The organism is Streptomyces rubradiris, from assembly GCF_016860525.1.
In the GTDB taxonomy this organism is placed as follows: Bacteria; Actinomycetota; Actinomycetes; order Streptomycetales; family Streptomycetaceae; genus Streptomyces; species Streptomyces rubradiris.
The window spans coordinates 4799293-4818227 of record NZ_BNEA01000015.1 but is presented as its reverse complement, the minus strand read 5'-3'; the positions used below and the strand labels follow the sequence as shown (position 1 = coordinate 4818227).

General features: G+C 73.5%; 13 protein-coding genes. 4 read left to right on the top strand and 9 right to left on the bottom strand.

What is annotated here, in order from left to right:
* The first annotated feature begins 29 nt into the window (after window positions 1–29).
* The gene (locus Srubr_RS34690; RefSeq protein ID WP_189992034.1) at window positions 30–776 is read left to right on the top strand and encodes a hypothetical protein; all 747 of its coding nucleotides are present in this window, start codon (window positions 30–32) and stop codon (window positions 774–776) included.
* 31 nt (window positions 777–807) lie between these two features.
* Here Srubr_RS34690 and Srubr_RS34685 read toward each other — a convergent pair whose 3' ends face one another.
* Window positions 808–1551: a GNAT family N-acetyltransferase gene (locus Srubr_RS34685; RefSeq protein ID WP_189992037.1), complete on the bottom strand. Its 744-nt coding sequence runs from the start codon at window positions 1549–1551 to the stop codon at window positions 808–810.
* A 49-nt stretch (window positions 1552–1600) separates the two neighbouring features.
* On the bottom strand, window positions 1601–2317 hold the full coding sequence (locus Srubr_RS34680) for an HNH endonuclease family protein (protein ID WP_189992038.1): 717 nt from the start codon (window positions 2315–2317) through the stop codon (window positions 1601–1603).
* 188 nt (window positions 2318–2505) lie between these two features.
* Here Srubr_RS34680 and Srubr_RS34675 point away from each other — a divergent pair, with 188 nt between their 5' ends.
* Complete coding sequence (locus Srubr_RS34675) at window positions 2506–3282, top strand: SDR family NAD(P)-dependent oxidoreductase (protein WP_189992040.1); 777 nt, start codon at window positions 2506–2508, stop codon at window positions 3280–3282.
* A gap of 27 nt (window positions 3283–3309) precedes the next feature.
* On the opposite strand, the gene Srubr_RS34670 is transcribed toward Srubr_RS34675, so the two are convergent.
* From Srubr_RS34670 to Srubr_RS34655, 4 genes are all read right to left on the bottom strand, one after another.
* A complete protein-coding gene (locus Srubr_RS34670; RefSeq protein WP_189992042.1) occupies window positions 3310–3669 on the bottom strand; it encodes a MerR family transcriptional regulator in 360 nt (119 codons plus the stop codon).
* Between the two features lie 30 nt (window positions 3670–3699).
* Complete coding sequence (mfd, locus tag Srubr_RS34665) at window positions 3700–7248, bottom strand: transcription-repair coupling factor (protein ID WP_189992045.1); 3549 nt, start codon at window positions 7246–7248, stop codon at window positions 3700–3702.
* Between the two features lie 297 nt (window positions 7249–7545).
* Window positions 7546–10125, bottom strand: coding sequence for an ABC transporter permease (locus tag Srubr_RS34660; protein ID WP_189992047.1), 2580 nt, complete (start codon window positions 10123–10125; stop codon window positions 7546–7548).
* On the bottom strand, window positions 10122–10910 hold the full coding sequence (locus Srubr_RS34655; protein WP_189992050.1) for an ABC transporter ATP-binding protein: 789 nt from the start codon (window positions 10908–10910) through the stop codon (window positions 10122–10124). Before Srubr_RS34655 ends, Srubr_RS34660 begins: the two co-directional genes overlap by 4 nt.
* Before the next feature lie 445 nt (window positions 10911–11355).
* On the opposite strand from Srubr_RS34655, the gene Srubr_RS34650 reads away from it, so the two are divergent.
* Entirely contained in the window at window positions 11356–12852 is a 1497-nt protein-coding gene (locus Srubr_RS34650) for an MFS transporter (protein WP_189992052.1), read from the top strand.
* Window positions 12853–12867: 15 nt separating this feature from the next.
* Here Srubr_RS34650 and Srubr_RS34645 read toward each other — a convergent pair whose 3' ends face one another.
* The 3 genes from Srubr_RS34645 to Srubr_RS34635 form a co-directional block, all read right to left on the bottom strand.
* Window positions 12868–13755 (bottom strand): cellulose-binding protein, encoded by an 888-nt coding sequence (locus tag Srubr_RS34645; protein WP_229926553.1) that lies wholly within the window; start codon window positions 13753–13755, stop codon window positions 12868–12870.
* A 222-nt stretch (window positions 13756–13977) separates the two neighbouring features.
* A complete protein-coding gene (locus Srubr_RS34640) occupies window positions 13978–17103 on the bottom strand; it encodes an SUKH-4 family immunity protein (protein WP_189992054.1) in 3126 nt (1041 codons plus the stop codon).
* A 10-nt stretch (window positions 17104–17113) separates the two neighbouring features.
* Entirely contained in the window at window positions 17114–18109 is a 996-nt protein-coding gene (locus Srubr_RS34635) for an SMI1/KNR4 family protein (protein WP_189992056.1), read from the bottom strand.
* Window positions 18110–18408: 299 nt separating this feature from the next.
* On the opposite strand from Srubr_RS34635, the gene Srubr_RS34630 reads away from it, so the two are divergent.
* Window positions 18409–18924, top strand: coding sequence for a YwqJ-related putative deaminase (locus Srubr_RS34630; RefSeq protein WP_189992058.1), 516 nt, complete (start codon window positions 18409–18411; stop codon window positions 18922–18924).
* Window positions 18925–18935 lie beyond the last annotated feature (11 nt).

Below are 18935 nucleotides of genomic sequence, written 5' to 3'. Positions count from 1 at the left end.
CAGAACACCTATCTCACCAAGGAACCCCCATGCGTCGTACCGCGTTTGCCGCTCTCTGTCTCGCCGCCGCGGCCACCGCCGGCCTCACCACCGGCTGCCAGTCCGGGGACGACTCGGCCGACAGCAAGCCGAAGGGCCCGTTCGCCGGGCTGAGCGGCGGTCAGATCGTCGAGCGGTCGATGAAGACCACCACCGGTTCCTCGTCGCTGCGTATGAAGGGCCGGGTCCCCGACGACGAGAGCAAGGGCTTCATCGACATCGACATGGCGCTCGACAAGCAGGGCCGGTGCGCCGGCACGCTGAGCTTCAGCGGCCAGGGCAAGGCCGACCTGATCAGGTCCGGCGGCACGATCTACATGAAGTACGACGAGAAGTTCCTGCGTGCCCAGAGCGAGGAGTCCAAGGAGGACACCGACGCGGCGGTCGGCATGCTCGCCGGGAAGTGGACCAAGACGGCCGCCAAGGGCCAGGACGCCAAGGACATCGCGAGCTTCTGCGACCTGGACACGATCCTCGGTGACATGAAGGACGGCGACACGGAGGCCACCCGCGGCAAGACCACGAAGGTCGACGGCAAGCCCGCGATCGTCCTGCACGAGAAGGACGGAGCGGACGACTACACGGCGCACGTGGCGACCGAGGGCAAGCCGTACCTGCTGCGGATCGACAGCGGCGCCAAGGCCAAGGAGCAGATCCACCTGTCCTTCAGCGACTTCGACCGGCCGGTCGCCGCGGACAAGCCCGCGGGGGAGATCATCGACCTGGACGCGCTGTAAGGGCCGGTACGGGGCCGGGCCCGGCGCGGGGTCACAGCGGGTGCCACATCCAGACGTTGGGTTCGACGTAGACGGCGTACCCGCGTTCCGGTTCGCAGCGGACCGGGACCAGCGCGCCGGGCACCTCGATGTCGCCGGGGCGGTCGAAGGGCAGCCCGGTCCAGCGGCGCCACTCCTCCAGCGAGCCGCCGACGGTCATGGAGGCCGGGGCGATGGAGTCGATGGTGGCGCCGGCCCGGGCGTGGACGCGCAGCCACGGGTCCTCGGGCAGCCCGTCGGGGCGGACCCGGTGGGCGTACTCGGCGATCGGGGTGCGCGGTTCGCGGTGCTTGGCGCTCGGCCGGACGGGGGCGACGACCTCGCGGAAGCCGCGCTCGCGGGCGTTGTCCCGTATCGCGGAGAGCAGGACGGCGGACAGGCCCCGGCCCTGGGCGTGCGGGGCGATGGTGACCGAGATGGCGCTGACCGTGTCCGGGCAGGTGCCGTGGCGCAGGTCGGCGAAGGCCCATGCCAGGACCTGGTCCCAGCCCCGGGCGGGCAGGGTGCCCCGGCCCGGCGCGTGCAGGGCGAAGGGCACGCTGTAGGCGTGGGCGACGACCCGGCCGTCCCCGTCCTCGGCGAACAGGGCGTATTCCGGCAGTTCGGTGGGGATGCGGCCGTAGTGGGTGGCGCCCACGAGGTCGTGGGTGACGAACTCGGGCCAGGTGTCGGGCATGTCGAACACCGCCGGCAGCCGGTCGGGCCGCTCGGCGAGGCTGCTCACCTTGATGTCCATAGGGGTCACGGTAGGCGGGGCGGGCCCGCCGGGACAGTGATTTACCTGGTCACCGGGCCCGGAAGCGTTCGGGCGCCCGGGTCGGGTTGCCGCCGGTGGGCAGCTTCTGGTCCGGGCAGCCGGTGAGGACCTTCTTCATGGCCGACTGTTCGGCGGCGGTGACCCACAGGCCGTACTTCTTCTTGACCGCCACCTGGGCGGCGACGTACTCGCACCGGTAGGCCTTGTCGGGCGGGAGCCAGGTGGCCGCGTCGCCGTCGCCCTTGCCGCGGTTGGTGCGCGCGTCCACGGCGAGGAGGTTGAGCGGGTCGTTGGCCAGGGCGATGCGCTTGCCGGGGTCCCAGTACTTGGCGCCCTTCTGCCAGGCGTCGGAGAGGGCCACGACGTGGTCGATGTCGACCTGGCTGCGACCGCGCCGGTAGGTGATCCTCTTGCCGGAGTAGGGGTCGGGGTCCAGCAGGCCGTAGGTGACCTTGCAGGTGCCTCCGGTGAACTTCACTTCCTTCAGGTCGCGTTTGAGGATGTCGTCGCGGGTGTCGCAGGAGTTGGAGTCGGTGTCGGCCCACGCGGTGCCGAAGCGGTCTCGGGAGTAACCGCTCTTCGGCGCGCGTCCCTTGACGGTCAGTGACTCGGCGGCGGCCAGGGCCGCGCCGCCGCCTTTGCCCTCCCCGGGCCCGGCGGACCCCTTGTCCTGCTCGGCCGTGCAGCCGGTCACGGCGACCAGCGTGGCCACGGCGGTGACCACCCCGCCCCTCAGACGCGTCACGGTGCGCCCCCCTTGCTCGTGCTGGTCCGCCCTTCAAGCGGGGCGGGTCGTTCCGCCCTCCACGGTAACTTCCCGTCGCCGCCCAGCAGATGGGGCGTTATCTGATAATGGCAGGAAAAGTACTGTTTCATCCGGTGAACATGCGCCGCTTGACCTTGTCATTGGCGTCAGGGTCCGACGATCCCGGCATGAGCGAGAACAGCACCTCCCGCACCAGCCCCTCCCCGCACCCTCGTACGGTCCTCGTGACCGGTGCCGGTACCGGCATCGGCCGGGCGACGGCGCGCGCGTTCGCCGCCGAGGGCGCCCGGGTCGTCGCCGTCGGCCGCCGTTCCGCGCCGCTGGCCGAGACCGCCGAGGGGCACCCCGGGATCACGCCCCTGTCCGCCGACCTGACCGCCGAGGACGGGCCCGCCGCCGTCGTACGGACCGCGCTGGAGCGCTACGGCCGGATCGACGTGCTGGTCAACAACGCGGCCGTGGTCACCACCGACTCCCTGCGCAGCTACACCCGCGCGTCGGTACGGCCGCTGCTGGAGACCAACCTCCTCGCGCCCGTGCTGCTCACCCAGGCCGCGCTGCCCGCACTGGAGGAGAGCCGGGGGGTGGTGGTGAACGTGACGACGGCGGTGGGCCAGCGCGGCTGGCCCGGCAACTCGCTCTACGCGGCGGGCAAGGCGGCGCTGGAGGTGCTGACCCGCAGCTGGGCGGTGGAACTGGCGCCGCACGGCATCCGGGTGGTCGCGGTGGCCCCGGGCGCGATCGAGACGCCGATCGCCGACCACTCCGGCTACACCCCCGAGCAGCGGGCCGCCATCCGGCGATGGCAGCTCGCCCACACCCCGCTCGGCCGGATCGGCCGCCCCGAGGAGGTCGCCTGGGCCATCACCCGTCTCGCCTCCCCGCGGGCGTCGTTCGTGACGGGCGTCGTACTGCCCGTGGACGGCGGCGCGGTCGTCTCCTGACCCGACTCAGGCGGGTCGGCCACTTCTTCAGGGGACCTCGGCGCCCGCCTCCCGCAGAGCCGCCGCCAGCCGCTCCCGCAACTCCGTCTGGGCCGCTATGCGGGCGTCCAGGACGGCCAGCCGGTCCCGGGCGACCTTCAGCGCCTTCGCGGAGGCGGGGCCGGCGGTGACGTCACCGTCGAGGCAGGGCAGGAACACCAGGACGTCGTCCAGGGTGAGGCCCGCCGCGAGCAGCCGGCGGATGTTGCGCACCCGCACGACCGTGCCGACGTCGTACTCGCGGTAGCCGTTGGCCGCGCGGGCGGAGGTGATCAGGCCCTGCTGTTCGTAGTGGCGCAGGGCGCGCGGTGTCGCTCCGGTCGCCTCGGCCAGCTCACCGATACGCACGCGCGCCCCCGTCCACGTCCAGGTCCTCCGCTACCCCAGGACGGAGGTGAGGAACTCGCCGACCCAGGCCAGCAGTTCCCGGCCGACCAGCGGCTTGCCGCCGACCTTGGCGGTCTTCGGGCGCGGGACCAGCACCTGGTGGGCGGCCGGCTTGATGACCGTACCCGGGTAGAGCCGCTTGAGCCGCAGTTCCTGAGACTCGCGCAACTCCACCGGCGCGAAGCGGATGTTGGTGCCCTGGAGCACGATCTCGCCGACGCCGCAGGCGCGCGCGAGCATCCTCAGGCCGGCCACCAGCAGCAGGTTCTCCACCGGTTCGGGCAGCTTGCCGTAGCGGTCGGTGAGTTCCTCGCGGACCGCCTTGATGTCCTCCTCGCTGTTGGCGGAGGCGATCGAGCGGTAGGCCTGGAGGCGCAGGCGCTCGCCGGGCGCGTAGTCGTGCGGGACGTGCGCGTCGACGGGCAGCTCGATCTTGACCTCCAGCGGCGGCTCCTCCGCCCCTCCCGCCGAAGGCTCCCCTGCCTCCAGCTGACGCCGGTAGTCCGCGACGGCCTCGCCGACCATGCGGACGTACAGGTCGAAGCCGACGCCCGCGATGTGGCCGGACTGCTCGCCGCCCAGGAGGTTTCCGGCGCCGCGGATCTCCAGGTCCTTCATCGCCACGTACATGCCCGCGCCCATCTCGGTGTGCTGGGCGATGGTCGCCAGGCGCTCGTGCGCGGTCTCGGTGAGCGGCTTCTCCGGCGGGTACAGGAAGTAGGCGTACCCGCGCTCGCGGCCACGGCCGACCCGGCCGCGCAGCTGGTGCAGCTGGGACAGGCCGAAGGTGTCGCCGCGCTCCACGATCAGGGTGTTGGCGTTGGAGATGTCGATGCCGGACTCCACGATCGTGGTCGACACCAGCACGTCGAACTTCTTCTCCCAGAAGTCGACCACGACCTGTTCCAGCGCGGACTCGGACATCTGGCCGTGGGCGGTGGCGATGCGCGCCTCGGGGACGATGTCGCGGAGCCTGGCCGCCGCGCGGTCGATGGACTCGACGCGGTTGTGGATGTAGAAGACCTGGCCCTCGCGCAGCAGTTCGCGGCGGATGGCGGCGCCGATCTGCTTCTCCTCGTACGGCCCGACGAAGGTGAGCACCGGGTGGCGCTCCTCGGGGGGCGTGGTGATCGTGGACATCTCGCGGATGCCGGTGACCGCCATCTCCAGGGTGCGCGGGATCGGGGTCGCGGACATCGTCAGCACGTCGACGTTGGCGCGGAGCTTCTTCAGCTGCTCCTTGTGCTCGACGCCGAAGCGCTGCTCCTCGTCGACGATGACCAGGCCGAGGTCCTTGAACTTGGTCTCGGAGGAGAACAGGCGGTGGGTGCCGATGACGACGTCCACCGAGCCGTCCTTCAGGCCCTCCAGGACGGCCTTGGCCTCGGTGTCGGTCTGGAACCGGGACAGGGCGCGCACGTTGACGGGGAACTGCGCGTACCGCTCGGAGAACGTGCCGTAGTGCTGCTGCACCAGCAGGGTGGTGGGCACCAGGACGGCGACCTGCTTGCCGTCCTGTACGGCCTTGAAGGCGGCCCGCACCGCGATCTCGGTCTTGCCGTAGCCGACGTCGCCGCAGATCAGCCGGTCCATCGGGACCGACTTCTCCATGTCCTCCTTGACCTCGGCGATGGTGGTGAGCTGGTCCGGGGTCTCGGCGTAGGGGAAGGCGTCCTCCAGCTCGCGCTGCCAGGGGGTGTCGGTGCCGAAGGCGTGGCCGGGGGCGGCCATGCGCGCGCTGTACAGCTTGATCAGGTCGGCGGCGATCTCCTTGACGGCCTTCTTGGCGCGGGCCTTGGTCTTGGTCCAGTCGGCGCCGCCGAGACGGTGCAGGGTGGGTGCCTCGCCGCCGACGTACTTGGTGATCTGCTCCAGCTGGTCGGTCGGGATGTACAGCCGGTCGCCGGGCTGGCCGCGCTTGGCGGGCGCGTACTCCACGACCAGGTACTCGCGGGTGGCGCCCTGCACGGTGCGCTGCACCATCTCGATGTAGCGGCCGACGCCGTGCTGTTCGTGGACGATGTAGTCGCCCGGCTCCAGGGTGAGCGGGTCGATGGTCTTGCGGCGGCGGGCCGGCATGCGGGCGCCGTCGCGGCCGGCGGTGCGCTGCCCGGAGAGGTCGGTCTCGGTGAGCACGGCCAGCTTGAGGGCGGGGTCCACGAAGCCGTACTCGATGGAGCCGCAGGAGACGTGCACCACGGAGGGGGCGAGTTCGCCGAGGTCGGCGTCCAGGCGGGCGGCGATGCCCTCGCCGCCGAGTACCTCCACGGTGCGGGCGGCCGGGCCGTGGCCCTCGGTGACGAACACCGTGCGCCAGCCGTCGGCGAGCCAGCCCTTGGTGTCGGCGAGGGCGCGCGCGGTGTCGCCGCGGTAGGTCTCGGGCGCGTGCATGCCGAGCTTGAGGGTGTCGGCGTCGCCCGCGGCGTCGGCGTCGGCGGCGAACGGGGAGACCGACCACCACATCATGTCCAGCTCGCGGGCACGGTCACGGACATCGGCGAGGGACCACAGGGAGGCCGCGCCGACGTCGATGGGGGCCTCGCCGCCGCCGGCGGTGGCCGCCCAGGACGCCTGGAGGAACTCCTGGCTGGTGGCGACGAGATCGGCGGCGCGGGTGCGGACCCGCTCCGGGTCGCAGACGACGGCCATGGCGCCCTTGGGCAGCACGTCGAGCAGCAGCTCCATGTCGTCCACCAGGACGGGGGCCAGGGACTCCATGCCCTCCACCGCGATGCCCTCGGCGATCTTGCCGAGCAGTTCGCCCAGCTCGGGGTGGTCCTCGGCGAGGGCACGCGCGCGTGTGCGGACGTCGTCGGTGAGCAGCAGCTCGCGGCACGGGGGCGCCCACAGGCCGTGTTCGGCGACTTCGAGGGAGCGCTGGTCGGCGACCTTGAAGTAGCGGATCTCCTCGACCTCGTCGCCCCAGAACTCGATGCGCAGGGGGTGTTCCTCGGTGGGCGGGAACACGTCCAGGATGCCGCCGCGCACGGCGAACTCGCCGCGCTTCTCGACCAGCTCCACGCGCGCGTAGGCGGCGGCCGCGAGGGCTTCGACGATGTCGTCCATATCGGCGCTCTGCCCGGTGCGCAGGGCCACCGGTTCCAGATCGCCGAGGCCCTTGACCTGTGGCTGGAGCACGGAGCGCACGGGGGCCACGACGACGGAGACGGGGCCGGTCTCGGGGTCGTCGGGGCGGGGGTGGGCGAGGCGGCGCAGGACGGCGAGGCGGCGGCCGACGGTGTCGCTGCGGGGGCTGAGCCGCTCGTGCGGGAGGGTCTCCCAGGAGGGGTACTCCACGACGCCCTCGGGCGGCAGCAGGGAGCGCAGGGCCGCGGCCAGGTCCTCGGCCTCGCGGCCGGTCGCGGTGACCGCCAGCACCGGGCGGCCGGCGTCCCGGGCCAGGGCGGCGACGGCGAAGGGCCGGGCCGCCGGGGGGCCGACCAGGTCGACGTGCGGGCGGTTGCCGTCCGCTGCCGCGCGCATCGCTTCCGCGAGGGCGGGGTCCTTGACGACGGCGTCGAGCAGACCGTGCAGGCTCATGGAGGCTTTTTCCGTCCAGGGGGTCGGCAACACGAAGGGCCCGACTCGTGTGGCGGGCCGGGGCTGTCCAGCGTACGACGGTGTCGGCGCCGCCGCTGGAGCCTGTGGACAACCCCGCGCCCTGGGTACGGGCTCGGGTACGGGCCCTGTGGAAAACCCGGGACCGCCCGCACACGACCCGGCGCCGGGAAGCCCCGAGGCTCCCCGGCGCCGGACGCTCCCCCGCGTCCCCTGTGCGCGGTGGCCGTCGGCCGCGGCCCGGCCCCGCCGTGCGCGGTGGCCGGCCGGGCCGGTGCGCTAGTCGGTGGCGATCGCGTTCAGGACGTTCATCCGGGCCGCCCGGAACGCCGGGACCAGCGCGGCGAACAGGCCCACGAAGGCCGAGCCGATGAACACGCCGGTGATCGTCGGCCAGGGGATGTCGAGGACGTTCAGGCCCTCCAGGGCGAGGAGCTGCTGCGCGGTGGCGCCCCAGCCCATGCCGAGGCCGAGGCCGAGCAGGGCACCGAAGACGGCGATCACCACGGACTCCAGGCGGATCATGCGGCGCAGCTGGCGGCGGGAGAGGCCGATGGCCCGCATCAGGCCGATCTCCCGGGTCCGCTCGACCACGGACAGCGCCAGGGTGTTCACCACGCCGAGGACCGCGACGATGATCGCCAGCGCCAGCAGGCCGTAGATCATGTTCAGCAGCTGGCCGATCTGGTCCTTCAGTTCCTGCTTGTAGTCGGTCTGGTCGCGCACGGTGTACTGCGGGAACTCGTGCAGCGCCGACTTCAGCGCCTGGTAGGCGGGCTTCTCCTGGCCGTCCTCGGCGGTGGCGAACAGCAGGTCGTCCAGCGGCATGCGGTCGGCGGGGACGTACTTGGCGACCGTGGTGATGGAGGCGTACATCGCGCCCTTGTCGATGACGGCCTCGTCGCTGGTGATCGCGCGGACGGTCAGCTTCGCCGTCCCGCCGTCCTCGAAGCGGACGGTGACCGTGGAGCCGAGCTTGATGCCGTGCTCCTTCGCGAAGCCCTCGAAGACGGACATCGAGTCGGGCCGGTAGGCGTCGGCGAGGTCGCCGGCGACGGTCTTGGTGCGCACGTCCCGGGCGTACGCCGGGTCGGCCGCGTTGATCGTCTCCTTCGGGACGGTACGGCCGTCCGGCGTGGTCAGGGTGGCGTCCAGGAGCTTGTACTCGGTGACCCGGGCCAGGCCGGGCGTGTCCTTGACGGCCCGCACCGCCTGCTTGGTGATGACCTCGCCGTTGTCCTCCTGGATGATGAAGTCGGCGCCGACGGTCTTGTCCAGCTGGTCGGTGGCGGAGGCCACCATGGAGGAGCCGACCACCGACAGGCACGCCACCAGGGCCAGGCCGATCATCAGGGCGGCGCCGGTGGCGCCGGTGCGGCGCGGGTTGCGCAGCGCGTTGCGTTCGGCCATCCGGCCGACGGGTCCGAAGACCCGCAGGAGGACCGCGCCGAGGACGCGGACCAGCGCGCCGGCGAGCAGCGGGCCGACGACGACGAAGCCGATCAGGGTGAGCAGCACGCCCAGGCCCAGCCAGCCGGAGCCGGTCTTGGCCTGCTCGGCGGTGGCGGCCGTGTACAGGCTCCAGCCGCCGGCGGCGGTCAGCAGCAGGCCGAGGACGGCGCGGACGGCACCGGACCGGGCGTCGGCGGGGGCGCCGGCGTCGCGCAGGGCGGCCATCGGGGAGACCTTGCCGGCGCGCCGGGCGGGCAGATAGGCGGCGAGGACGGTGACGGCCACGCCGAGGAGCAGGCCGAGCGCGGGGGTGGTCCAGGCCACCGTCAGGTCGTCGGTGGACAGCTTCATGTCCATCTGCCCCATGAGCTTCATCAGGCCGATGGCGAGGCCGACGCCCGCGCCGACGCCGAGGACGGAGCCGACCACGCCCAGCAGCAGCGCCTCGACCAGGACCGAGCGGTTGACCTGCTTGCGGGAGGAGCCGATGGCGCGCAGCAGGCCGATCTCCCGGGTGCGCTGGGCGACCAGCATGGAGAAGGTGTTGATGATCAGGAAGATGCCGACCAGGAAGGCGATCCCGGCGAAGCCGAGCATCGCGTACTTCATGACGTTCAGGAAGCTCTGGAGCTCCTTCTGGTTGGCGTCGGCGACCTCCTTGGCGGTCTGCACCTTGTAGTCCTGGCCGAGGACGGCGACGACGTTCTTCTTCAGCCGCTCGTCGCTCACGCCGCCGGCGGCGGTGACGTTGACGGTGGTGTAGACGCCGGTGCGGCCGACGAGGGTCTGCTGGGCGGTCCTGGTGTCCAGGTAGAAGATCGCCGCGCCGGGGTTGGTGACCTTGAAGGCGGCGATGCCGGACACGCGCGCGTGGTGCGTGCCGACGGCCGTGATGATGCCGATCTCGTCGCCGCGCTCAAGGCCGTGCCGGTCGGCGGTGTCGGCGTCGATCATCACCTGGTCCGGGCCCTTGGGGGCGGTGCCGGAGGTGATCTCCATGGTGCGGGCGTCGTTGCCGTTCCAGCTGCCGACGATGGTGGGCCCGCCGTTGCCGGGCGACAGCTTGTCCTTGTCGGCGTCCACGACGGTGACCGAGGTGGAGAACACCGTGCCCTCGGCCGACTTCACGCCCTGGGCGCCGCGGACCTTGCCGACGACCGAGGCCGGCAGCACGGGCGGCTTGCCGGTGCGGGTGGTGGTCTGCCCGGTGTCGGAGGCGCTTGCGGGGCTGACCTGGACGTCGGAGCTCGTGGCCTGGAACAGCTTGTCGAAGGTGGTGTTCATGGTGTCGGTGAACACCAGCGTGCCGCACACGAACGCCACCGACAGCAGCACGGCGACCGCCGACAGCGCCATGCGTCCCTTGTGCGCGACGAAGTTGCGCATCGAGGTCTTGAGAACGGTCACGACGTACGTCCCCGGGCGTCGAAGTCCTTCATGCGGTCCAGGACCTGTTCGGCCGTCGGCTGGTACATCTCGTCGACGATGCGGCCGTCGGCGAGGTAGAGCACGCGGTCGGCGTAGGAGGCGGCCACCGGGTCGTGGGTGACCATGACGATGGTCTGGCCGAGTTCGTCCACCGAGCGGCGCAGGAAGCCGAGCACCTCGGCACCCGCGCGCGAGTCGAGGTTTCCGGTCGGCTCGTCCCCGAAGATGATCTCCGGGCGGGCGGCGAGGGCGCGGGCCACGGCGACGCGCTGCTGCTGGCCGCCGGAGAGCTGGGTGGGGCGGTGCTTGAGGCGCCCGGTGAGCCCGACGGTCTCCACCACCCGCTCCAGCCAGGCCCGGTCGGGCTTGCGGCCGGCGATGTCCATGGGCAGCGTGATGTTCTCCAGGGCGTTCAGCGTGGGCAGCAGGTTGAACGCCTGGAAGATGAAACCGATGCGGTCCCGGCGCAGCTGGGTGAGCTTCTTGTCCTTCAGGCCGGTGATCTCGGTGTCGTCCAGGTGGATGTGACCGCTCGTCACCGTGTCCAGGCCGGCCAGGCAGTGCATCAGGGTCGACTTGCCGGACCCGGAGGGGCCCATGATCGCGGTGAACCGGCCGCGGGCGACGTCCACGTCCACGCTGTCCAGCGCGACGACACGGGTCTCCCCTGTCCCGTACGCCTTCACGACCTGGCGCGCCCGCGCCGCGACGGCCGTACGCCCTCCAGTACCCCCGTGCCTGGGAATCGTTACAGCCGATGTCACGGTATGTCTCCTATGTCGGTCGACAGGGCGGTGCACGGCGCCCGGAGGTGCCGGGTCGTCGTCTGAGTACGTCGATGAGTCTCGCGGTCGGCGAGGGCGTCGCGCGCTGGTGCGGAGCCCCTTCTTTCCGGGGGGAAAACCCCACCCCCGCCGGTGTGGTTCGCCGCCCCCCAGCGGCGTGAGACCAGGTTATGGAGTGCCCTCGGCCGGGCTCCTCCTCCGCCGGGACGAACCCTCCCCGAGCCGGGGTACGGAGGAACCCCTAGGAGGCCTCCATCGTCGGGTGGAGGCATTCCCGGGAATGCCTCCACCCTTCGGCGCGCGCCGCCTCCGCCCGGCGCCAGGCCGGGGCCCCGGCCCGCCCTCCGTGGAAAGCTGTCGTCGCAGACATGGGTGCAGGGGACACCTGGGTAGCTTCCGACGGGAAGCAGGGGAGGGGTTTGCGGTGGGGAGTACGACACCCGCGATACGCGGCGGCGCGGCCCGGCACCAGGGAGAACGGCGCCGGGGGGCGGTCGTGGCCGCCCTGATGCTGGCGATGGCACTGGCCGCGCTGGACTCCACCGTCGTCTCCACGGCGGTCCCCCAGATCGTCGGCGACCTGGGCGGCTTCTCCGTCTTCTCCTGGCTGTTCTCCGGCTACCTGCTCGCCGTCACCGTCACGCTCCCCGTCTACGGCAAGCTCTCCGACACCTTCGGCCGCAAACCGGTGCTCGTGGTGGGCGCCGCCGTGTTCCTCGCCGGGTCGCTGCTGTGCGCGGTCGCCTGGAACATGGGCGCGCTGATCGCGTTCCGGATCGTCCAGGGCCTGGGCGGTGGGGCGTTGCAGGGCACCGTGCAGACGCTCGCCGCCGACCTGTACCCGCTGGCCGAGCGCCCGAAGATACAGTCCCGGCTGTCCACGGTCTGGGCGGTCTGCGCGGTGGCAGGGCCCGGACTCGGCGGAGTGCTCGCCGCCTACGCCGACTGGCGCTGGATCTTCCTGATCAACCTGCCGATCGGCGCGGCCGCCCTGTGGCTGATCGTGCGTCACCTGCACGAGCCCGAACGGGAAACCGCCCGCCACGCGCGCGTGGACTGGGCCGGCGCGCTCGCGGTGTTCGCGTGCGGCGGGGTGCTGCTGACCGCGCTGGTGCAGGGAGGGGTCGCCTGGCCGTGGCTGTCGGCGCCGTCACTGGCTCTGTTCGGCGCGGGTCTCGCCCTGGTCGCCGTGGTGGTGGCGGTGGAGCGACGGGCCGCGCAGCCCATCATCCCGGGCTGGGTGTGGCGGCGCCGGACGATCGCCGCCGTCAATCTGGCGCTCGGCGCGCTGGGACTGCTGATGGTGGCGCCCGCGGTGTTCCTGCCGACGTACGCCCAGTCGGTGCTCGGACTCGGCGCGGTGGCCGCCGGGTTCGTGCTGTCGGTGTGGACGCTGAGCTGGCCGGTGTCCGCCGCGCTCAGCCAGCACGTCTACCGGCGGATCGGCTTCCGGGACACCGCGCTGATCGGCATCGGCCTCGCCACGCTCATCCTCCTGGCGTTCCCGTTCCTGCCCTACCCGGGGGCCTGGTGGCAGCCGACGCTGCTGATGCTGCTGCTCGGCGGGGCGCTGGGCCTGTTCCAGCTGCCGCTGATCGTCGGGGTGCAGTCGACGGTGGGCTGGTCGGAGCGGGGCACCGCGACCGCCTCGGTGCTGTTCTGCCGGCAGACCGGCCAGACCCTCGGCGCGTCCCTGTTCGGCGCCATCGCCAACGGGGTGCTGGCCGCGCGGCTGGGCGGGGCCGGCGACCTGGACTCCGTCACCCGCGCGCTGGACACCGGCACGGCCCCGGAGGCGACCCGGCGGGCCATCGCCGACGCGGTCCACGCCGTCTACCTCGGCGCGGCGGGCGCGGCGGCCCTGGCGTTCGTGGTGCTGCTGCTGGTGGCACCCCGCCGGTTCCCGGTGCTCCCGGAGTGAGCCCCGCGGGCCCGCTCACTCGGTGACGGCTCTTCCGGTCAGCGACATCAGGTTCTCGCGCGCGCAGTCCATGTGCGCCTGCACGGCGTCCCAGGTGTCGCCGTGCTCGCGCAGCACCCGCTCGGTCTCCTGGGCGATGCGCTCCTCGCGCACGCGCGCGTCCGCGACGATCTCGGCGGCACGCGCGCGTGCCCGCTCCTCACACCGGCGGGCGTACTCCCCGGCCTCCTCCACGGCCCGCCCGGCCGCCGCCAGCGCGGCCTCGGCCCGGCTCGCCCGCTCGGCGTGCCGGGCGTCCAGCTCCGCCGCCCGCTCGGCCGCCTCGCGTTCGGCCGCCGCCCAGCGTCCGGCGTTCTCCCGGGAGTTCTCGGCCAGCATCCCGGCGGCGCGCTGGCGTGCCTCGCGCACCAGGGCGAGGGCCTCCATGCGCGCCGCCCGCACCTCGCGCCGGGCCCCGACCCGGATGCCGTTGGCCTCGGCGCGCGCGGCCAGGACGCGTCCGCGCGCGTGCTCGTCGGCCGCCGCGCGGACCGCGTCCGCCGCCTCTCGCGCCTCCCGGCGGACCCGCTCGGCCTCCGCCTCGGCCCGCGCGACGTGCTGCGCGGCCGCGCGCCGGGTGCGCTCCCTGAGGTCCGCCGCCTCGCTCTGCACCCGCTGGAACAGCCGCTGGGCGCCCTCCCCCAGCGCCTCGTACGTCTGCGGCTGGAGCCCGGCGACCACCTCGCCCAGCCGCGCCGCCTCCGCCTCCATGTCCTTGGCGAGCACGGTCAGCCGGGCGGCCCGCTCCCAGGCGGCGTCCCGGTCCTCGGACAGCGCCTCCAGGCAGGCGTCGACCTGGTCGGGGCGGTAGCCGCGCCCCCGGACGGTCGCGAAGCCGTGCGGCGGCATCGATGCGCTGCTCACCCTGGGACTCCTCTCCACCGGACCTACACGACAGAATGATTTCGTGCATATCTTGATGGATCGGACATAAGCGGTCATAACCCGACACTCCGCAGAACGGCGCGCGGACACGGAACGCGCGCCGGGCACACACCGGGCACGCGACCGGCAAGCGTCGGGCCCTTCACGCACGCGCGAAGGGCCCGACAGCGGCACGCAGCGGACGTGCCCGCGCTGGAAGGGCTACAACAGCCCGTCCCACATCTGCTCCAGCAGCACCGACCACCAGCTCTCCGGCGAACCGAGCGCCGCCGGGTCCAGGGCGGCCAGCTGCGCCTGGAAGTCGACGGTCCAGCGGCCCGCCTGCTCCTGGTTCAGCCCGTACCTCAGACGCCACATCCGGCCCAGCAACGCCAGACAGCGCACGAACTCCGGCAGCCCGGAATTCACGAACTGCGGCGGCACCGGCGCACCGCCCGGACCCGCCTCCACCGGCACGGCCACGATGCTCGCCGTCCCGTACTGCACACAGACCGCCTTGCCGAAGTCGGTGCCCATCACCAGGTACGAGCCCGCGTCCGGCGCCGCCATCACCCCGCGCTCGGCCGCCAGCTCCGCCAGCGTCGGCACCGGACGGCCCGGCTGCGCCTGCGCCCAGAAGAACGGGCCCATGTCCAGCGGCAGTCCGGCCACCACCAGGGTGTGCGCCACGATCGGCGGCACACCCTGCCGGGACACCGCCTGCTGCTCGAACCGGAAGATCCCCGGCCCGAACGCGGCCGCCAGCTCCTGCGCGACCCCCTCCGGCGGCACCGGCGGCGCGGCCTGCACCGGCGGCAGCGGCGCCCGCACCGGCGCCGGCCGCGCCGGGCCGTCCGCCACCTGGTGCAACTCGCCCTGGTGCGCCAGCAACTGATGCATGCCCTGACGCCGGCCCGCGTGGTCCGTGCCGTACGGCGCGATGCTCGTGATCCGCGCCTGCGGCCACTGCTCCCGGATCATCCGCGCGCAGTAGGCACCCGGCAGCTCACACGACTCCAGCTCGGTGTGCAGCTCCAGCACCTGGTCCGGCGGCACGTTCATGGCCCGCAGCTCGTGGAAGATCTGCCACTCCGGGTGCGGCATGCCCGGCGCCGAACGCCGGATCAGCTGCTGCTCGGAACCGTCCTGCGCGCGGTAGCGCAACACGGCCTGATAGCCCGGACCCACCGTCGGCTGCCCCTGCGGATACCCGTACGCCGGCCCCGGTACGGGCGCACCGGGCGGCGGCATCGCACCGGGCGGCATCGGGGGCGGGGTGCCCTGAGCGCCCGGAGGCATGCCCGGGGCGCCGCCCGGCACACCAGGGGCGGGCGGGGACGGCGGCGCGGCGTTCGGGGCGGCACCCGGGGGCGCGACGGCACCCGGACCGCCGGTCACGGGGGGTGCGGCCAGCATGGTCTCGGCCTGGTGCACGGCACCGGGAGCGCCGGGGGCGCCCGGAGCACCTGGAGTACCTGGAGCGCCCGGAGCATGCGGCGCGGCAGGAGGCTGGGGCGCGCCGGGTACGGGGGCGCCCGGGGCGTGGGGCGCGCCCGGGGGCTGCGGGGCACCCGGCGCCGGGGGCATGCCGGGCGCGCCCGGGGCCGCGGGGGCTCCGGGCGGGGTGGGCATGCCTTGGGCACCCGGCGCACCAGGGGCACCAGGGGCACCCGGCGACTGCGGGGCCGCCGACGGCTGGGGCGCGCCCGACGGATGGGGCGCCCCCGGCGGATGGGGCGCGCCGGGAGGCTGGGGTGTGCCTTCGCCCGGTCGGTTCGGGTCGGCCAGCATCGTGGCCGCCTGGTGCACACCCCCCGGAGGCGTACCACCCGGGGCACCCGGGGGCGCGGCGGGCGGGTTGGGGGCGCCCGGAACGTTCGGCGCGCCCGGCGCCCGCGTTCCCTCCGCGCCCCCAGGACCGGCCTGCCCCTCGGGACCCTCCGGCCCGAGCGCCGACACCAGCTGCGTCGGCACGTACCCGCCCGCGGGAGCGCCCGGCGGCGTCGCACTCCCCGGACGCGCGCCCGGCATGCCCGGGGCGCCCGGCGGCGGAGGGGGCGTACCCACTCCCCCGCGCCCCTTCTTCGGCGGCGGTGCCGCCTTGCTCGTCGCGGCGTCCGCGATGTCCCCCGCGTGCGGCGGCAGCGGACGCGCGGGCGCACCCGGACCCGCCGGAGGCCGCGGCGCGCCCGGCGCACCACCCGGCGCACCACCCGGCGCCTGCGGATAGCCGTATCCCGGAGCGCCGCCCGGCCCCTGCGGGTAGCCGTACGACGGAACGGGCGGCGGGAGCGGCGCGGACGTGCCGCCCTGCGGGGCGCCCGGCGCCCCGCAGGCCATGGGCGGAGGCGGGGGCGGAGTGCCGTGCGCGGGAGGGTACGGCGGTACACCCGGCGCGGGCGTACCCGGAGCCGCCTGCGCCTGCGCCTGCGCCTGCGCCTGCGCCTGCGCCTGCGCCTGCGGATGACCGTACGCCGACGCGCCCGGTGCCGGCGGGGACGTGTCGTTCCGGCCGGCGCCCGGCGCGTCCGGCGCGTCCGGCGCCGGTGCGACCGCCGTCGGCGGCAGCTGGCTGCCGCCCGACATCAACGCCGTCGGCGCGTCCGCCGCGACCGCCGGAGGCCGCGGCGCGTCGTCCGAGTCGCTCAACGGCGGCGCGAACACCGTCGCGGGCAGCGGCACGGAACGGTCGTCCTCACCGGACCCCGCGTTCGTGTCGGTCCCGGCCCACGGCGTGGCGCCCTCGGGCACCTCCGCGGGAGCGGGCACGCCCGGCACACCGGCCGTCCCCGGAGCACCCGGCGCCGTACCCCCGCCCGAAGCCGGCCCACCACCCGACTCCGCCGAAGCAGAGTCCGAGGCCGAGGCCGAGGCCGTATCCGAGGCCGAGGCCGTATCCGAGGCCGAACCTGGAGCCGGAGCCGCCCCCACCGTCGACCCCGTCGAACCGCTCGAACCCGCCGCGCCCTGTTCACCCGCCCCCAACTTGTCCGCCGCCTCCTGCAACCACTCCGGAGGAGTCAGCAGGAACGACGTCTGGTTGAGGTCCAGCCGCGCGGGCGCCGGCACCGCGTCCTGCGGCTCCCCGGCACGGCCGTACTCCTCCTCGTACCGGCGGATCACCTCACCCACCGGCAGCGCGGGCCACAACGTGGCATCCCCGCTGTCCCGGGCGATCACCAGCCGCAGACCGCCCGCGTCCGAACGCGGACCCTCCGCCCGGTCCTCGCCCCACACCACGAACCCCAGCCCGAACTCCCGCACCCGCACCTCACGGTGCTGGTACACGGGCACGTCGCCGTTGATCCACTCCTCGGCGCGCTCCTGCGCCTGCGCGTACGTCACCATCGCGTGCAGCTCACTCCCCCACCGGACCGGAAGACACCGGGACGACCCGGACGAAGCCGCCGTCCACCATCAGACCGGCCACCGTCTCCAACTCCGGCGGACCACCGGCCAACCGGGACAAGAACGCGTCGAAGTCGTCACCGCACGGCAGCAGCAGACGCTCCACCCGCTCCGCCGGCGACCACGCCGCGTCCACGTCCCGCACATCGTCGTACGCGCAGAACCACACCGAACCGGCCCGCTCGCCCTTCACCTTCACCGCGAGCAACCCGCCCTGCACGAACCCCACCCCGAGGTAATCCTTCGTCAGGTGGTCGCGCAGGCACTTGTTCACATACACCAGGTCATTGACCGCGGCCTCGTCCCGCACCGTGAAGAACGGCTGGTCCACCAGCAGCCCCAGCCCGGCGTCCAGCGCCGCGCCGACCGGCGCACAACCGCCCGCCGCCTTCAGGAACGAACGGTAGGCACCCGGCAACCGGTAACCCAGGTCCTCCTCGATCCCCTGCACCTGCGCCTCCGACACCGCCACACCCGACTTCGGCAGCCCGAAGTGCACCGGCCGCGACTCCTGCAACGGCCGCGTCCCGCGCTTGGCATGGTCCACCCGCGCCGTCGCCACCCCGCCGTGATGCCTCAGCAGCGCCTTCACCTCGACCGGAATCAACTCCAGCCGCCGGGTGCCCGCCACGTGATGCCACGTCCAGCCGTGCGGCGTCGCCACATTCGGCACCGTGTCCCACAACTCGTGCCCCGCCGCCGCCAATGCCGCGTTCGCCGACACGTAGTCCGTCAGCCGCAGCTCATCGACCCCGAAACCCTCCGGCGGCTCGGCGATCTCCACCGCCACGCGCGCGTACGGCGAGAAATCCGGATAACCCCGCTCGTCGACCCGCACCCCCCTCGGATGACGTGCCGCCCGGACCGGATCCGGAAAGTGCACGACCTGCCCGGCATAGGCCGCGTTCGGCGGCGCGGCTTGCTGCCCGAGCCGACCTGTCGTCATGACGGATGCCCCCTGCGGCGTTCTCTCTGGCCGTGAACGGCGGTGTCGATCGCGGATGGCGCCCACCCTATGCGGAACACCAACCCCGGTCACCGGCCCACCGCAACACCGCCCACACCCACACCCACCCGCACCCGCAACCCGCGCCCGCACCGGCGGCCACCACCGTGACCAGCCGTCACCCCACCGTCACACCCCGCCCCGGAACAGGCGTGTCACACCGCCCCAGCTTCCCCACCAGCCACGGCATTTGGCACCCTAAGTCCTTCGGGGGACGCCCCAGGGGAGGGACAACGATCATGACAACCTTGCAGACCGGAGGTGCCGACGTGCGGGCCGGCGACCCTCGCATCGACTGGAGCGGCACCGAAACACCCCCCACCCCCACCCTCCGGCACCGCCGCGACGGCATCCTGCCCGCCATCGCCGCCGCCCTCTCCGTCCGCGGCACCACCCTCACCTGCACCGCCGCCCGCGGCGACCGGCCCCCCACCCTGCACCCCCTCGTCCAGGACTTCCTCGACACCCTCCCCAGCACCCAGCGCGACCGCTTCACCGGCCGCTGCGCCGAGACCATCCTCATCTCCCGGCACCTCACCACCGCCGACGCCGCCCGCAGCAAACGCGCCGCCCGCAGACCCATGACCAACGGCGAAGCCCGCAAAGCCCTCAAACACGCCAAACTCACCACCCGCCGCATACGCGAGGACGGCGACCCCTTGCACGGCCGCTTCGCCGCCCCCTGCCGCGCCTGCACCGCCCTCAGCGCCCACTTCGGCGTCCGCATCGTCGACACCACCCCCACCGACGGCTGACCCCACCACCA